This is a genomic window from Vogesella sp. (assembly GCF_046297735.1).
GTDB lineage: Bacteria > Pseudomonadota > Gammaproteobacteria > Burkholderiales > Chromobacteriaceae > Vogesella > Vogesella urethralis.
The window spans coordinates 100,815-116,315 of record NZ_JBKBHK010000004.1 but is presented as its reverse complement, the minus strand read 5'-3'; the positions used below and the strand labels follow the sequence as shown (position 1 = coordinate 116,315).

General features: G+C 62.7%; 12 protein-coding genes. 10 read left to right on the top strand and 2 right to left on the bottom strand.

Annotation, left to right across the window (positions count from 1 at the left end; genetic code table 11):
- Positions 1 to 241: 241 nt before the first annotated feature.
- The gene (locus tag ACK4FZ_RS06440; protein WP_409819029.1) at positions 242 to 1,618 is read right to left on the bottom strand and encodes an ATP-dependent nuclease; all 1,377 of its coding nucleotides are present in this window, start codon (positions 1,616 to 1,618) and stop codon (positions 242 to 244) included.
- A 116-nt stretch (positions 1,619 to 1,734) separates the two neighbouring features.
- Complete coding sequence (locus ACK4FZ_RS06435; protein WP_409819028.1) at positions 1,735 to 3,168, bottom strand: P-loop NTPase fold protein; 1,434 nt, start codon at positions 3,166 to 3,168, stop codon at positions 1,735 to 1,737.
- Positions 3,169 to 3,481: 313 nt separating this feature from the next.
- On the opposite strand from ACK4FZ_RS06435, the gene ACK4FZ_RS06430 reads away from it, so the two are divergent.
- The 10 genes from ACK4FZ_RS06430 (at position 3,482) to ACK4FZ_RS06385 (ending at position 15,426) form a co-directional block, all read left to right on the top strand.
- On the top strand, positions 3,482 to 4,225 hold the full coding sequence (locus ACK4FZ_RS06430) for an endonuclease/exonuclease/phosphatase family protein (protein ID WP_409819026.1): 744 nt from the start codon (positions 3,482 to 3,484) through the stop codon (positions 4,223 to 4,225).
- Between the two features lie 204 nt (positions 4,226 to 4,429).
- Positions 4,430 to 5,086 carry a PepSY-associated TM helix domain-containing protein gene (locus ACK4FZ_RS06425; protein WP_409819024.1) on the top strand — a complete coding sequence of 219 codons (657 nt, stop codon included), beginning with the start codon at positions 4,430 to 4,432 and terminating at the stop codon, positions 5,084 to 5,086.
- A 6-nt stretch (positions 5,087 to 5,092) separates the two neighbouring features.
- Positions 5,093 to 6,874 (top strand): efflux RND transporter periplasmic adaptor subunit, encoded by a 1,782-nt coding sequence (locus ACK4FZ_RS06420; RefSeq protein WP_409819022.1) that lies wholly within the window; start codon positions 5,093 to 5,095, stop codon positions 6,872 to 6,874.
- Positions 6,871 to 8,814 (top strand): MacB family efflux pump subunit, encoded by a 1,944-nt coding sequence (locus tag ACK4FZ_RS06415; protein ID WP_409819020.1) that lies wholly within the window; start codon positions 6,871 to 6,873, stop codon positions 8,812 to 8,814. Before ACK4FZ_RS06420 ends, ACK4FZ_RS06415 begins: the two co-directional genes overlap by 4 nt.
- 12 nt (positions 8,815 to 8,826) lie before the next feature.
- Positions 8,827 to 10,212, top strand: a complete 1,386-nt coding sequence (locus ACK4FZ_RS06410; protein WP_409819017.1) for an efflux transporter outer membrane subunit — start codon at positions 8,827 to 8,829, stop codon at positions 10,210 to 10,212.
- A gap of 128 nt (positions 10,213 to 10,340) precedes the next feature.
- Complete coding sequence (locus ACK4FZ_RS06405; RefSeq protein ID WP_409819016.1) at positions 10,341 to 11,528, top strand: DUF3857 domain-containing protein; 1,188 nt, start codon at positions 10,341 to 10,343, stop codon at positions 11,526 to 11,528.
- Between the two features lie 60 nt (positions 11,529 to 11,588).
- Positions 11,589 to 12,101: a DUF2271 domain-containing protein gene (locus ACK4FZ_RS06400; protein ID WP_409819014.1), complete on the top strand. Its 513-nt coding sequence runs from the start codon at positions 11,589 to 11,591 to the stop codon at positions 12,099 to 12,101.
- A 15-nt stretch (positions 12,102 to 12,116) separates the two neighbouring features.
- Positions 12,117 to 12,977 (top strand): DUF4198 domain-containing protein, encoded by an 861-nt coding sequence (locus tag ACK4FZ_RS06395; protein ID WP_409819012.1) that lies wholly within the window; start codon positions 12,117 to 12,119, stop codon positions 12,975 to 12,977.
- An 86-nt stretch (positions 12,978 to 13,063) separates the two neighbouring features.
- Entirely contained in the window at positions 13,064 to 14,077 is a 1,014-nt protein-coding gene (locus ACK4FZ_RS06390) for an FAD:protein FMN transferase (RefSeq protein WP_409819010.1), read from the top strand.
- Complete coding sequence (locus ACK4FZ_RS06385; protein WP_409819008.1) at positions 14,074 to 15,426, top strand: sulfite reductase subunit alpha; 1,353 nt, start codon at positions 14,074 to 14,076, stop codon at positions 15,424 to 15,426. Before ACK4FZ_RS06390 ends, ACK4FZ_RS06385 begins: the two co-directional genes overlap by 4 nt.
- Positions 15,427 to 15,501 lie beyond the last annotated feature (75 nt).

Here is a 15,501-nt window from a genome sequence, read left to right as displayed (position 1 = left end):
CACAGGGAACCGGCAGCCCGAAGGCTCCCCACCACGGCCCACCATAGAAAAGGCGCACGCGTGGCGTGTTACGGACAAAAAAATACCGCTCTCGCGGCGGTGTCCGCCTGTGCAATTCGAGCTGTCAAACCCGGTGCCGCTATTGAACGACACAGCAGGATTGTGCGCCCAGGTTGGCCGCAGCGTCAATAGGAGGAAAGGCAGAGCTGGTGAACTTGGTTTTTGTGTCACCAGAGCTATATCAAAATCTCATGTGCTGTGAAAGTTCGTTGAATAATTTTCTTACTTCGTCTAAATATTCATGTTTTAAATTCAATTCCTTATTTAGCAGTCCGTTAACTTCTTCAGTTGCTTTTCTTGCTTTTTTTGTCCGTATATCTTTGGCAGGAATGCATGCAAAGTGGAAATCTGGAAAATCATCTGCCAGTGAGGTGCGTAATGCATCCTTGTCATTGTCAAGTATGGCTGCAACTTTTTGATAACCAAGATCTGACAGGATGGTGCATAAATGCTTTATATTGTCAGCGCCGCCAGCACCCCAGCCAAAAAAGCTTCCGGTGATTTCTGATTGTGCTTGCTCTGCAACATGAGGTAGTAGCAATACATCCTCTTGGCCTTCGGTTAAAATAATTTGATCTTCCAGGAAGAAAAGTTCACGTGCATCCAGACCAAAAACATGTGGGTTGTATATATTGCCTTCTGACAGCCTTTGTATAGAATGTTTCGTCGTGCTTGATGCTTGATGTACTTTGGTTCCTTGGGGGCCGGTCACCACCCTGATAATATTTCCACCATTTCGCAAGGATTTAAGATCAATGAAATAGGGTGAGTGGGTGGCTATGATAATCTGCCTGTCTTGTGCGTATTTTGATAATAGCTTGGAGAGTCTTTTTTGTAGTGCAGGATGAAGAGATAGCTCCGGCTCGTCAATAACAATGGCATCACCGGGGGCTGAGTCGTAAAGAGAGTCGACTATGGCAAAAATACTGACAATGCCTTCGCCCATGCCATCACTGGAGTGTCCTGCGTTGCCATTAAAGAATTTCAAAAAATAACTGCCCTGATCGGACAAGTCAATTGACCACTCTGGCATGTATGTTAGCACTTCGCTTAGGATATTGTTAAACTCAGTGGGTTCCTTTATTATATTGAAAAGTCTGTACTCAAAATTGCTTAGAGTGGATGTGCGCTGATGTGGCAGCGAAGTGTTTGTCAGGTGGTCTTTTCTATTAAATTCTGACTTTGCGAAATATGGGTTAAACATGCGGCGAGAAGGAAGAATGAATATCTCATACTCTTCATCTTTTCCTTCTCTAATGGTTTCGCTTGACCCCTTTTTAATTGACTTAATCGATTCTTCTTTTCCGGCTATGATGTATTTTATGTCGACTTCTTCTATGCTTGCGTTTCGCGTTCCCGATGTAAAGCTCGGCGAATTGTAACCGGAGCGAGCTTTAAGGCACTCAATGATTGAGGATTTTCCTGAGTTGTTTGGTCCGGTAATGATGGTTAGGCCACTGCCTGGCTCTCCGTTAGGAATTGCAAAATCTATCGTTGCCCGCTCTTTGAACCCCCGGTAGCCCAAAATCTCCATTTTTTGGATGTGTTTGATCGACATTTCTTGCTCCAGAATACTAATGCTCAGCATTGAAGGTTGGTTTGAAATTTAAGAAATTCAGAAAGTACGCTGCTTAAAGGTGAGTTTTATAGATCCTCACTGGTTTTGAGCTGTATTTATATTTGCATTGTTACATGTCCCAGCATCTCGACTTGCTCTTTGTATGCTGTGTATGAAAATTCATCTTGGTGTATTCTGTTAAGCAGTGCGACTCCGTTTGCTTTCTGGTTTGAAATTTGCGATGAGCTACAGTAATAAGAAAATAGCATGACTGTTGGAATTGAATGAAGGCCATTCCCTAGGTCTGCACAGAACTCTGCATTTTCGGAATCATATGTTTTTGCTCTTAGGGCAGTGGCAAATCGGTTGTCCGTGGAGTGAAGTGTAACAGTTATATTCTTTTGTTGGGCGAACAGTAACGGCATCAGGCAGCCGATGTGTAATTGTTGGTTGCCAGTATTGATACGGCCGTTAAGCAAATACAGCTTGAAGCAAACCTGTTCAATGTCACGTGGCGTCAGGCCAAAAGAGTGGGATAAATCGTTCAGGTATGTGGTGATCTTGTCGGAACCTGGGAGGTATAGTTTCTCTGTCAGCTTGCCATATCTGTTGAGATGTACCTCCCATAGCTCTGCCGATACCGTGACTTTTACTTTGTAATCCACGTCAAAAAACCGCTGCAAGTAATGACGGCTGTCGAATGACTCGCCGTAAATCACCTTGATCGAGTTGATCAGCTCTTCCTTGTTGACTGCTACCAGAAAGCAAATGCCATCTACTTGAAAGATATGTTTGATCGCCTCTAGCAATTCGATGGAAAAGTTTGGCCGGCAACGATCCAGCTCGTCAACGAGTATGAAGATGGGTTTGGGGGGGCTTTCTTGGCTTTGGTAAAGGTCCAGCAGGCTCTTTCTTAGAAGGGCAACTTGCTCTTTCAAGTCTTTGTGTTGGGTAAACAGGTCTTTGGTGAATTCCGGGGAGGCGCCTTCTCCTATCTCGCCATTGGCTGCCTCAACAAGGTCGTCAATGGCCGCGCCGGATAGCTTCTTGAGTGCAGCGGCAAAGAATACTTTTGATACATCCCAGGCGATGCGCTTTGCGCTTTTCTTGAAATCTGCCACCTTTTCATTGCCTGTGCCGAACAGGCTTTCTATCTGATCGCCCATTTCGGCGAGAAACGACGACAGCGCATCTTTGGAGTAGTCGTTTTCCCACGCGTTAAAGCGCAATACCTTGTAGCCCGCACGCCCCAGGTTTTCTGCTATGCCATTCAGCAAGTAGGATTTGCCGCCGCCCCACGGGGCGTTGATCGCCATTACCAGGCCATTTTTGCCGGTTACCACACCTTCGTCGTGAATCTTGCGGGCGGTGTCAATAATGATTTCGGCGTCTAGTTGTCTATTGAGCTTGTCGTTTTTCCAGTGGCTCATTGTTTCGCTTTCGTTTGCAGCAGGGGTGTTAGGCGCATGGCCAAGTTTGTTCTGGCCACCTTGAGCCAGCGCGCGCAGGCTCAAGGCGGTGCTGGCGGCTGTACGCGCTTGGTATGGCAACTGCGCCGTGCCATCTTATTGGCATGAAGCTACCACAAAATGCCTGATGAATGATTGACGGGTGCCAATGCTTTATAGATGTCTATCCGGCGCCAGCTGCGGCGCGTGTGGCTGGCTGTTTGCGGCCGACGCTATCCGTGCATCTGCGCTGGTTTTGTGCGTTGTCACGGTTGGATACGCATTTATCGAGTAGGCTTTATAAGAGAATGCCTTGTCAAAATCGTGCTTTAACTCATTGATTTTTAAAGGGTGTATCAGGCGGTTTTGTGCTGTTTCGGTGTCTGCAAAATAAGGCTAAGTGCTTGATAAAACTATGAATTCCATCTCTGTGCTTACCTATAACCTGCACAAAGGCATGTCGCCGCTGGGCGGGAGCGTGCGCTTGTCGCAAATGGCGGCGGCGCTGCAGCAGCTGGATGCAGACGTGCTGTGCCTGCAGGAGGTGCAGGGCCGGCACCAGCGGCGCCAGCTACGGCATGATGGTTGGCCGCAGCACGATTATCTGGCGACTGCGCTGGCGCGGCAGGCGTGCTACGGCATGAACGCCCGCTACGATCACGGCCACCACGGCAATGCGGTGCTGGCGCGCTTTCCGCTGGCGATGGCGGCCAACCATGACCTGTCGGTAAACCGGCTGGAGCAGCGTGGGCTGTTGCATACGGTGGTCCAGCCGCCGGGTTGGCCGCAGCCGCTGGCCTGCCTGTGCGGCCATTTCAATTTGCTGGCGCACGATCGCCGCCGCCAGTACCGCGTGCTGCTGGATTACCTGGCGCAGCATGTTCCGCCAGACATGCCGCTGATCCTGGCTGGCGATTTCAACGACTGGCGCAGCGAGGCCGACCGCCATCTGCTGGCCGAAGGCGGGCTGCAGGAAGCGCACGCCAGCGTGCACGGCCGCCACGCGCGCAGCTTTCCTTCCGGTTTGCCGCTACTGCCGCTGGACCGCATTTACATACGCGGCCTGCACGTGGCCGAGGTGACGGTGTGCCGCGGCGCGCCGTGGTCGGCGCTGTCCGACCATCTGCCAGTGCTGGCACGGCTGCAACTGGCAAGCTGAAGCCGGCACCACGTAGCGTGCAGCCGGTGATTGCAGGCCATTTATTTCATTTCATTAACGAGTATGAACCGCAGTGCAAAAAGCGCTGGTTCGTTATTGCAAATCATTCCCGTTGTCTCTAACATCGCCGCTCGCTGTACAAGCCAGCCGTGCGCGCACGGCAAGCCAGTCAGTTCCCTTTGTCATCACAAACCGAACCCGTACATGGCTTTCCGACTCTTTTCGCGCCGCGCCCCTGCTGCGGCCAACCCTGCTGGCGGCATCGCGCTGCGCACCCTGTTGCAATGGCACTGGATCACTTCGGCTGTCTGTCTGGGCGGCATGCTGCTGTTTGCCATCACCGGCTTCACGCTGAACCACGCCAGCCAGATCGAAGCCAAGCCCGTCATCCACAACCAGCAATTCCCGCTGCCCAAGGCGCAGGCCGAGCGCCTGCAACTGTTGGCCGAAGCCGAGGCGCCGCCGCCGGTATTGCCGCAGGAAACCCGCACCTGGCTGGCCGGCCTGTGCCGCTGCCAGGTGGACGAGGCGGTGCCGGAATGGTCTGCCGACGAGGTTTACCTGCCGATGCCGCGCCCCGGTGGCGACGCCTGGCTGCGCGTCAGCCTGGCCGACCAGGTGGTGGAGTACGAAGTCACCGACCGTGGCTGGCTGGCCTATTTCAACGACCTGCACAAAGGCCGCCACACCGGCGATGCTTGGCGCTGGTTTATCGACGCTATTGCCATCGGCAGCGTGGTGTTCTGCGTTACCGGCCTGCTGATCCTGCAAAAACACGCCGGCAACCGCCCGTCTACCTGGCCGCTGTTCGGCCTGGGCCTGTTGCTGCCTGTCCTGATTGCCTTACTGACCATCCATTAAGCCGACATGAACCCGACTTCTGCTTCCCCCCGTCGCCGCAGCGGCAAGCGCATTGCGCTGGCCGGCGGTATTGTTGCCGCCCTGGCGGCTGCCGGCTGGTATGGCTGGCAGCACTACCACGCCCAGGACGATGCGCTGTCCCGTTACCTGATCGCCACCGTGCAGCCGGGCGACATCGAAGACCTGGTCACCGCCACCGGTAGCCTGCAACCCAGCGACTACGTTGACGTCGGCGCCCAGGTGTCCGGGCAGCTGGAAAAGATCTACGCCGAAGTGGGCTCGGTGGTGAAGAAGGGCGACCTGCTGGCCGAGATCGACTCTACCGTCTACCGTGCCACCGTAGATGCCCGCCGCGCGGCGCTGAAAAACCTGCAGGCTACGCTGGTGGCCCGCGAGTCCGACCTGCAGCTGGCCGAGCAGCAACTGCAGCGCCAGCAGAACCTGGCGCGCGACAGCGCCACCAGCGACGACAGCCTGCAGCAGGCGCAAGCCAGCCTGCGTAGCGCCCGCGCCCAGGTGGCGTCGGTGCAGGCGCAGATCGAGCAGGCCGAGTCTACGCTGCGCGTCGATGAAACCAGCCTCAAGTATTCGCAAATCCTGGCGCCGATGGACGGCGTGGTGGTGTCGATCTCGCTGAAGCAGGGCCAGACCATCAACGCCAGCCAGTCGTCGCCCACGCTGCTGCGCATTGCCGACCTGTCCACCATGACGGTGCAGACCCAGGTGTCCGAGGCCGACGTCACCCGCCTGCGCCCCGGCATGCCGGTTTACTTCACTACGCTGGGCAGCCGCAACCGCCGTTACCAGGGCGAGCTGCGCAAGGTGGAACCCACTCCCACGGTGAACAACAACGTGGTGCTGTACAACGCGCTGTTCGACGTGAAGAACCAGCAGCGCAACCTGCTGCCGCAAATGACGGCGCAGGTGTTCTTTGTGGCAGCCGAAGCGCACGACACGCTGGTGGTGCCGGCCGGCGCGGTGAAACTGGCGCGCATGGCGCCGGGTAGCCGTCGCGGCCAGCAGGAAGCGTCCGGCCCGGCCGGCGAGCCGCCGCGTGGCGAGGCCAGTGCCGGCCATGGCCAGACGCCGCAGGCCGGCGCCACGGGGCCGGGCAAAGAGGGCAAGGACGGCAAAGCGGCGGCTGCGGCCAACCATCAAGAAACCAAGCGCCAGGCGCCGCCGGCCAACGCGGCGATGGGCGCAGGCAGCATGCCGCCACCACCCGCCGGTGAACGCCCGGCCGGCTTTGGCGATGCGCCGCTGTCCGACGCCGAGCGCGAAGCGCGGCGCAAACAGTTTGAAAGCATGACGCCGGAACAACGCGAAGCGTGGCGTGCCCGCCGCGCCGAGCAGCGCCAGGCGCAGGGCGAGGGCGGCATGCCGCCGGCCGGTGCGCGTGGTGGCGCCACGCAGCAAGCCGCTGCGGCCAACCCGGGCAAAACGGACAAAGCCGGCAAGGCGGCCACCCCTGCTGCCGACACCGCCCGCGTCAAGCCGCGCACGTTGCCGGTGTGGAGCGGCGTCGGCAGCGGCGGCCGCCAGCAGCGCGTGCGCGAAGGCACGGTGCGCGTGGTGTTGCCGGACAACAGCATCGTGGAGCGCAAGGTAACGGTGGGCATTACCGACCGCGTCAGCTACCAGGTGCTGGGCGGCCTGAAGCCGGGTGAGCGCGTGATCGTGGGCGAGAAGGCGCAAGACAAGGAAGCGGCACGCAAGAGCAGCAACCGTAACGCCGAGATGGGCCCGCCGCCGGGCATGGGCGCACCGGGCATGGGGGCCGGCCGATGAGCCAGCAGCCAGCCGTACCGCTGATCCAGCTGTCGGCGGTCACCAAATCCTACCGCCAGGGCGAGTTGGAAAGTACCGTGCTGCACGGCATCGACCTCGCCATCCACGAAGGCGAGTTTGTCGCCATCGTCGGCGCGTCGGGTTCCGGCAAGTCCACGCTGATGAACATCCTGGGCTGCCTGGACCGCCCCGGCAGCGGCCGCTACCTGTTTCGCGGCCAGGACGTCAGCGGCCTTAACCGTGACGAACTGGCGCGCTTACGGCGCGAAGAGTTCGGCTTTGTGTTCCAGAGCTACCACCTGATCGCCGCCGGCACGGCGGTGGAAAACGTGGAGATGCCGGCCATGTACGCCGGCGTGCCGCACGCCGAGCGCCGCGCCCGCGCCGTGCAGCTGCTGCGCGAGCTGGGGCTGGAAGAGCGCTTGTACCACCGCCCCAGCCAGCTGTCTGGCGGCCAGCAGCAGCGGGTGTCGATTGCGCGCGCGCTGATGAACGGCGGCCGCATCATCCTGGCTGACGAACCCACCGGCGCGCTGGACAGCAAGAGCGGCGCCGACGTGATGCGCCTGCTGAAAGACCTGTCGCAACGCGGCCATACCGTGATCCTGATCACCCACGCCGCCGAAGTGGCTGCCCACGCCAGCCGCGTTATCGAAATCCGCGACGGCCATATCCTCAGCGATAGCGGCCGCCACGGCGAGCTGGCGGCCAACTACCAGCCGCCGCTGGTGCACCGCGCTTTCAGCACGCTGGCCGATCTGGCCGAAACCGTGCGCCTGGCGTTGCGCTCGCTGCGCGGCAACCTGTTCCGCGCCGTGCTGACGCTGCTGGGCATCGTCATCGGCGTGGGCTCGGTGATTACCATGATGGCCATCGGCGACGGCGCCAAGCAGCGCGTGGTGGACAATATCAGCGCCATGGGCAGCAATTTGCTGCTGGTACGCCCCGGCGGCAGCAACCAGCGCGGTTTCAGCCCGTCCACGCTGGTGCTGGAAGACGTGGCCGCCATCAACAAGCAGGTAGACAACGTGCTGGCAGCGGTGCCGGAGCAACAAACCAGCGTCACGCTGCGTGCCGGTGAAAACGACGTCAGCACCACGCTGATCGCCACCTCGGCCAGCTACCCGCTGGCGCGCAACTGGCCGCTGTCCAGCGGTACCTTCTTTACCGAAGAGGACGACGACAGCTACGCCGGCGTGGCGGTGCTGGGCAAGACCGCGGCGGAAAACCTGTTTCCCGGCAACCCCAGCCCGCTGGGCGAGTTCGTGATGGCCAATAACGTGATGCTGCAAGTGGTGGGCATCATGAGCCGCAAGGGCGCCTCGCCCAGCGGTACCGACCAGGACGACGTGATCATCGTGCCGTACGCCACCAACAACCTGCGCATCTCTGGCGCGCGCAGCCTGCGCAACGTCAACGTGGCGGTGAAGGATGTGGCGCGTATCGATGAAACCCAAGCGGCGGTAGAGCAGCTGCTGGCCGAGCGCCACGGCAAGGTGGATTTCCAGATCCGCAACATGGCGTCCATCATCGCTACCACCGAGGAAACGCAAAACACCATGACGCTGCTGCTGGGCGCCATTGCGGCCATCTCGCTGCTGGTGGGCGGCATCGGCGTGATGAACATCATGCTGGTGTCGGTGACCGAGCGTACCCGCGAAATCGGCATCCGCATGGCTACCGGCGCCCGCGAGCGCAATATCCTGCAGCAGTTTTTGATCGAGGCGCTGGTGGTGTCGGCCATCGGTGGCGCCATCGGCGTGGTGGCCGGCCTGGGCACCGCCTGGCTGATCGCTGCGTTCGATACCCCGGTCAAGATCACCGTCATGCCCATCGTGCTGGCCTTTGGCTGCGCGTTTTCCACCGGCCTGCTGTTCGGTTACCTGCCGGCGCGCAAGGCTGCCCAGATGGACCCGGTGGCGGCACTGGCGTCGGATTAGGAGTCAAGCATCATGCGTTATCAAGCTTTTACCCTGTCGCTGCTGGCCGCTGCCCTGGCCGGTTGCGCACAAACTACGCCGCCGCAGGACGTAGCCCAGGCCTTGCCGGATGCCTGGCAGGCGCCGGCGGGCGCCCGTGGCAACGCCAGCGTGCTGGACGACCGCTGGTGGCAGCTGTTCGGCTCGGCCGAGCTGAACCGGCTGGTAGAGCAGGCGTTGCAAGGCAGCCCGGATCTGGCGCAGGCAGTGGCCCGCGTGCAGCAGGCGCAAGCCAGCGCCGACAGCGCGGCGGGCAGCCTGTTTCCGTCGGTTAGCCTGAGCGGCAGCAGCAGCCAGCGTGAAACCGAAACCGCCGCTGGCGCCCGCAGTAGCAGCAAGAGCAGCAGCCTGGCGGTCGGCCTTAGCTACGAAGTGGACCTGTGGGGCAAGGTGGCCGCCAGCCAGCGCGCGGCGGCGGCCAACCTGCAGGGCAGCCGCTACGACCTGGCCACCGCACGCCAGACGCTGGTGGTGGCGGTGGTCAACGCCTACTGCCAGCTGCAGGCGGTGCGCGAGCGGCTGACGCTGGCGCAGGCCAATCTGCGCGACAGCCGCCAGTTGCTGGACATCAGTGAAGCGCGCTTGCGCCACGGCGCCGCCACCGAGCTGGACGTCAGCCAGGTGCGCAGCAGTTGGCTGGCGCAGCAGGCCACGGTGCTGAGCCTGCAAAACCAGCAACAGCCGCTGTTGAACACGCTGGCCATTCTGGCCGGCCAGCTGCCGCAGGGCTTCAGCGTGGCCAGCGAGCCGCTGCTGGAGCTGCGGGTGCCGGACGTGCCGGCCGGCCTGCCGTCCGAGGTGCTGCGCCGCCGGCCCGACATCGCAAAAGCGGAAAGCGAGCTGGAAGCCGCGGCGGCCAACCTGGACGCCGCCCGTGCCGCGCTGTACCCCAGCCTGCAGCTGTCCGGTAGCGCCGGGCTGGCCTCTAGCGCCTTGCTGTCGCTGTCCGGCGCGACGCAAACCCTCAGCCTCGGTGCCAGCCTGGCGCAAACGCTGTTTGATGGCGGCAAGCTGCGCGCGCAAGTGGCCAGCAGCCAGGCCGCCCGCCAGCAATTGCTGTACGGCTACCGCAAGAGCACGCTGACCGCGCTGGGCGAGGTGGAAGACGCGCTGAACGCGGTGGCGCTGGCGCGACAACAGGAGCGCCTGCAACAGCAAAGCAGCCGCGAAGCCGAGCGCACGCTACAGCTGACGCGCATCCGTCAGCAGCAGGGCCTGGTAGATATGGCGACCTTGCTGACGGCGCAGAAGAGCCACGCCAGCAGCCGCGACAGCCTGCTGCAGCAACGGCTGGCGCGCCAGCAAGCGGTGGTGACGCTGATCAAGGCGCTGGGCGGCGGCTGGCAGCCCGAGGCGTAGTTTGACCAGAGTGGCCACGCCGTGTCGGCGTGGCCGCAGCAATGAGCAGCGATTGCATGCATTTTGCATGGCTGGTGTCGTGTTTTTTATATATGATAATGGTTCTCAAATAGATTATTATTACGAAAATGAACGCACCGCATCTGTTCCCGCTGGCCTTGTTGCTCAGCCTGCCGGCCATGGCCGAAGTCAACCTGGTGTACCACGTCGATCTGCAGCTGCAGGCTGGCCGCAGTACGCAAGACATGACGCGCGACATCCTGCTGGAAGACGACAGCGACGTGGCACGCAACCGCGTACGCCAGCTGGAGTACCGGCCCGAAACGCAAACCGTCACCGTGCTGGAGGCCTACACCGTGCTGCCCGACGGCCGCCGCGTGCCGGTACCGGCCAGTGCGATGACTGACCAGCCGTACAGCAAGGGGCAAGACAACCCTTACACGCAAAGCATGCGCAGCCTGGACATTGCCTTTCCGCAGGCAGGCAAAGGCGCACGCGTGGTGTATCGCTTCCGTACCGACAGCCAGCGGTTACCGCTACAGGCAGCGCAGGGCGACTTCTACCCGGCCAGCGTCAAGAACCTGCGTTCGGTGCGCTTCAGCCTTGGCGCGCCGGCCAGCTCGGGCCTGAAAGTGGCGGCCAATGCCGACATCCGCGAGCAGGCGCCGGCCGATGGCCGCGTGCAATGGCAGGCGCAGTGGCAGTTAAACGGCGACGACGCGCAGCCGGTGCCGCACTTTGCCTACTCGGCCTACCGGGACTGGTCGGCGCTGGGTCAGGCCTATGCACAGCTGTGGCCGCTGCCGCAGCCGTCAGCTGCCGTCAAGGACAAGGCCGCGCAGCTGGTAGCCACCAGCGATGGTGAGCGTCTGAAAGAGATGCAGGCGCTGTACCGCTGGGTGGCCGAGCTGCCAGCCCCGTACCTGGCCTACAGCAGCCATGCGCTGCAACCGCGTGCTGCTGAGCAGGTGCTGGCGCAGGGCTACGGCAATAGCCGCGACAAGGTCGCGCTGCTGCAGGCGCTGTTGGCCGCTCGCGGTATCGACAGCTACCCGCAGCTGGCCCGGCGCCATCGCAGCGCGCTGCCACTGTTGCCCACCAGCCTGGCGTTTGATTACGTGCTGTTGCACGTGCCGGCGCAGGGCAGCATGCGGGCGCAGTGGCTGGACCCGGCCGAGCGTGTCAGCGCAACGGCGTTAACCATGCTGCCTGTTGTGCCAGACGTCACGCCGCTGCCGTTTGGCAGTTTCAGCCAGGCACTGATGGGCAGCCCGCAGTTACCGCTGCGGGCACCGTACGACCCGCGGCCGCTGTAAACCGATTTTGCATTGCAGCCTGGCTGCACTTTATCCACCCCCCTCCTAGCGAGTTTGAGCATGAAATACCGTTACCCCGTGGCGCTGGCGCTGGCGTCTGCTGCCGCACCAGGCATGGCGGCCAACCTGGCCGTGAAAGTAGAACTGCCGCAGCTGAACGTGGCCGAGTACCACCGCCCCTACCTGGCCATGTGGCTGGAAACCGCCGACCAGCAGTTCGCCGGCAACCTGTCGGTATGGTACGACCTGAAAAAGAAAGACAACGCCGGCACCAAGTGGCTGAACGACATGCGCCAGTGGTGGCGCAAGAGCGGCCGCGAGCTGACCATGCCGGTAGACGGCGTGTCCAGCGCCACCCGCGCACCAGGCGAGCACACGCTGGTGTTTGCCGATAACAAATCGGTGCTGGGCAAGCTGGCGCCGGGTGCTTACCAAGTGGTAGTGGAAGTGGCGCGTGAAGCTGGTGGCCGCGAGCTGGTACGCGTGCCGCTGCAATGGCCGCCTAAGGGCGAAAAGCAGACCAGCGCCCAAGGTAAGGGCGAGCTGGGCAAGATCACCGTTACCGCCAAATAAGCTGGAGCACACACCATGAACAAGAAACTGCTCGCCCTGGCCGCCATGGCCCTGGTTTCGCTGTCTGCCCAAGCCCACCGTGGCTGGCTGCTGCCGTCTGCCGGCGCCATCGAAGGCGACAAGCCGTGGGTAACCGTGGACGCCGCCGTGTCCGAAGCGCTGTTCGACTTTGAGCACCAGCCGCTGAAGCTGGACGGCCTCACCATCACCGGCCCGGATGGCGCTGCCGTTAACCCGCAAAACATCACCAGCAGCCGCTTCCGCAACAGCTTCGACATCGAGCTGAAGCAGCCTGGCAGCTACCGTGTTTCGCTGGTAAGCGAAGGCGCGATGGCCAGCTACAAACTGGGCAACGAAGTGAAGCGCGTGCGCGGTACACCGGCCACCATCGACCAGCAGATTCCGGCCGGGGCCACCGAGGTGAGCAAGTCGCTCAGCGTCAGCCGTATCGAAACCTTCGTTACTGCCGGCAAACCCACTGCCGGTGTGCAACAAGCGGTTGGCAAGGGGTTGGAGCTGCAAGCACTGAGCCACCCGAACGAGCTGTTTGCCGGTGATAACAGCAGCTTCCGCCTGCTGATGGACGGCAAGCCGGTAGCCGGCATTCCGGTGAGCGTGGTGCGCGGCGGCGTGCGTCACAGTGGCCTGCTGGACGAGCAGGTGTACACCACCGACGCCAAAGGCGAGATCAAGGTGAGCTGGAAGCAGGGCGGCATGTACTGGGTGAATGCTAGTTGGCCCAAGCGCGAGGCTGCACCGCAAGGCGGCCAGCCGCCAGTAGCAGGCAAACCGGGTCAGTCGGCACCGGCAGGCCAGCCGCCGGCGATGCCGCCGTTCCGCGCCAGCTACACCGCCACGCTGGAAGTGCTGCCATAAGCACGCCGGGCGGGTCGCATGACTCGCCTGTTTTGACACGGCAGGCCGCTGGCCTGCCGCTTGACGTTGAAAGACTGCACAAAAGCATGACTGCCATCCTCATTCCCCGCCATATCGACCCGGCCTGTCCGCCGGCCAGCGCCAGCGTAGTGCGCTTTGCCGGCCACGCCATGGGCACCAGCTGGCAGGTGCTGGTGGCGATCGATGGCGAGGTCCCCGATTTTCTGGCTGCCGGCCTGCAGCAGCAGCTGGACGGCGTGGTGGCCGAGATGAGCCACTGGGAAGCCGGCTCCGACCTGGACCGCTTCAACCGTGCGCTGGCGGGCAGCTGGCACCCGCTGCCCGGCGCTTTTTTTGGCGTACTGCAGTACGCGTTGCAGGTGGCGGCCGCCAGCGACGGTGCCTACAACCCGGCCGCCGGTGCGCTGGTGAACCGCTGGGGCTTTGGCCCGGCACCGCGCTACGACGCCCCCGGCTTTGTGCCGCCGTCGGCGGACGAGGCTCGCGCCTTGCTGGCGCAGTGCCGCTGGCAGGCGCTGCAGCTGGATGTGGCCACGCGCAGCGCGCTGCAGCCGGGTGGCGTGCAGCTGGACCTGTCGTCGGTGGCCAAAGGCTTCAGTGTCGATCTGCTGGCGCGCTATCTGCGCCTGTACGGTTACCGCCACTTTCTGGTGGAAGTGGGCGGCGAGCTGCGCGGCGAGGGCATGAAGCCGGACGGCCAGCCGTGGTGGGTGGCGCTGGCGCTGCCGAACGACAGCCAAAGCGCAGGGTTGGCCGCGCCGCGGCTGGCGCTGCATGGCCTGTCGGTGGCCACCTCCGGCGATTACCTGAAGGTGTTCTGGCACAACGGGGAGCGTTGCGCGCACACGCTGGACCCGCGCAGCGGCCAGCCGGTGCGCGGCGTGGCCTCGGTGACGGTGATCCACCCCGAGTGCATGGCCGCCGACGCCTGGTCTACCGCGCTGACGGTGCTGGGCCCGCACGCCGGCATGGCGCTGGCCGAACAGCAAGGGTTGGCCGCGGCCTTCCTGCTGCGCGACGGCGAGCAGCTACAGGCGCGCTACAGCCGCGCCTTTCTGGACATGATGGAAGAGCAATGATGGAACAAGAACGCCTGATCTGGGCGGCCGGCCTGGGGCTGGCCTATGCCGGTGTGTGTGTGGCCGCCTGGCGGCAGTGGCGTCGCAGCCGGCGCGCCGCCAGCGTGGCCGCGCCGTGGCTGGTGGCCTACGCCAGCCAGAGCGGTCAGGCCGAGGCGGTGGCGCAGCAGTCGGCCGCCGCCTTGCAGGCCGCGGGCTTGGCCGTGCAGTGCCTGCCGCTGGCGCAGCTGGACGTAGCCGCCTTGCAGCAGGCCAGCCGCTTGCTGCTGGTGGCCAGTACCGCGGGTGAGGGCGAGCCGCCCGATATGGCGCGCCGTTTTGCGGCCAACCTTGCCAAGCCTGCTGCGCTGGGCGAGCTGCAGTACGCGGTGCTGGCGCTGGGCGATCGCCGCTATGCGCAGTTCTGTGCCTTTGGCCGCGCGCTGGACGCCTGGCTGGCCGATAGCGGTGCCCAGCCGCTCTACCCTTGCCTGGCAGTGGACGCGTTGGACGAGGTGGCACTGGCGACATGGCGGCAGCAGCTGGCCGAGCTGGCCGGCCTGCCGGACGGTGACATCGCTATCGATATGGCGCCGGCGGCACAGCCGTTCGCGCGCTGGCAGCTGCAGGAGCGGCGCTGCCTCAACGAGGGCAGCTGTGGCGCAGCCACCTACCACCTGGCGCTGTGGCCGGCCGACGGCGGCGCGCTGCCGCAGTGGCAGTCTGGTGACTTGGTGGAGGTGCAGGTGCCGGCCGACCCGGCGCGGCCGCGCGAGTACTCGATTGCGTCGATCCCGGCTGACGGCAGCCTGCAACTGCTGGTGCGGGTACGCGCTGACGAGCAGGGGCGGATTGGTCTGGCGTCGCAGCACCTTACCCGCGACTTGGCGCTGGGCGAGGTGCTGAATGTGCGCATTCGCCCGCACCGCCGCTTCCGCCTGGCCGACAACGCCACGCGCCCGCTGATCCTGATCGGTAATGGCACCGGCCTGGCCGGCCTGCGCAGCCACCTGCGCGCGCGCCAGCAGTTGGCCGCCGCGCAGCCGGGCTGGTTGCTGTTTGGCGAGCGCCAGGCCGCGCACGATTTCTACTACCGTCACGAGTTGCAGGCTTTGCAGCAGCAGGGCGTGTTGCAGCACGTGGATACCGCGTTTTCGCGCGATCAGGCGCAGCGCCGTTACGTGCAGCACGTACTGGCCGAGCAGGCGGAGCGCTTGCAACAGTGGGTGGCAGACGGCGCGGCCATTTACGTTTGCGGCAGCCTGGCCGGCATGGCCAGTGGCGTGGATGCGGTACTGCGCGAGGTGCTGGGCGAGGCAACGCTGGACGCGTTGGCCGCAGAAGGGCGCTACTGCCGCGACGTGTATTGATCACGCTGTCCCCGGCTTGCATCCCCCGTCTGTAGTACAGGCGGGGGATTGTTTTTCTGCCCGCCTGTTGTCTGG

Excerpts from the sequence above, each read along its gene's own strand:
- ACK4FZ_RS06420 (WP_409819022.1), top strand. The coding sequence starts at position 5,093 with ATGAACCCGACTTCTGCTTCCCCCCGTCGCCGCAGCGGCAAGCGCATT.
- ACK4FZ_RS06385 (WP_409819008.1), top strand. The coding sequence starts at position 14,074 with ATGATGGAACAAGAACGCCTGATCTGGGCGGCCGGCCTGGGGCTGGCC.
- ACK4FZ_RS06440 (WP_409819029.1), bottom strand. The coding sequence starts at position 1,618 with ATGTCGATCAAACACATCCAAAAAATGGAGATTTTGGGCTACCGGGGG.
- ACK4FZ_RS06415 (WP_409819020.1), top strand. The coding sequence starts at position 6,871 with ATGAGCCAGCAGCCAGCCGTACCGCTGATCCAGCTGTCGGCGGTCACC.
- ACK4FZ_RS06425 (WP_409819024.1), top strand. The coding sequence starts at position 4,430 with ATGGCTTTCCGACTCTTTTCGCGCCGCGCCCCTGCTGCGGCCAACCCT.
- ACK4FZ_RS06405 (WP_409819016.1), top strand. The coding sequence starts at position 10,341 with ATGAACGCACCGCATCTGTTCCCGCTGGCCTTGTTGCTCAGCCTGCCG.
- ACK4FZ_RS06400 (WP_409819014.1), top strand. The coding sequence starts at position 11,589 with ATGAAATACCGTTACCCCGTGGCGCTGGCGCTGGCGTCTGCTGCCGCA.
- ACK4FZ_RS06410 (WP_409819017.1), top strand. The coding sequence starts at position 8,827 with ATGCGTTATCAAGCTTTTACCCTGTCGCTGCTGGCCGCTGCCCTGGCC.
- ACK4FZ_RS06395 (WP_409819012.1), top strand. The coding sequence starts at position 12,117 with ATGAACAAGAAACTGCTCGCCCTGGCCGCCATGGCCCTGGTTTCGCTG.
- ACK4FZ_RS06430 (WP_409819026.1), top strand. The coding sequence starts at position 3,482 with ATGAATTCCATCTCTGTGCTTACCTATAACCTGCACAAAGGCATGTCG.
- ACK4FZ_RS06390 (WP_409819010.1), top strand. The coding sequence starts at position 13,064 with ATGACTGCCATCCTCATTCCCCGCCATATCGACCCGGCCTGTCCGCCG.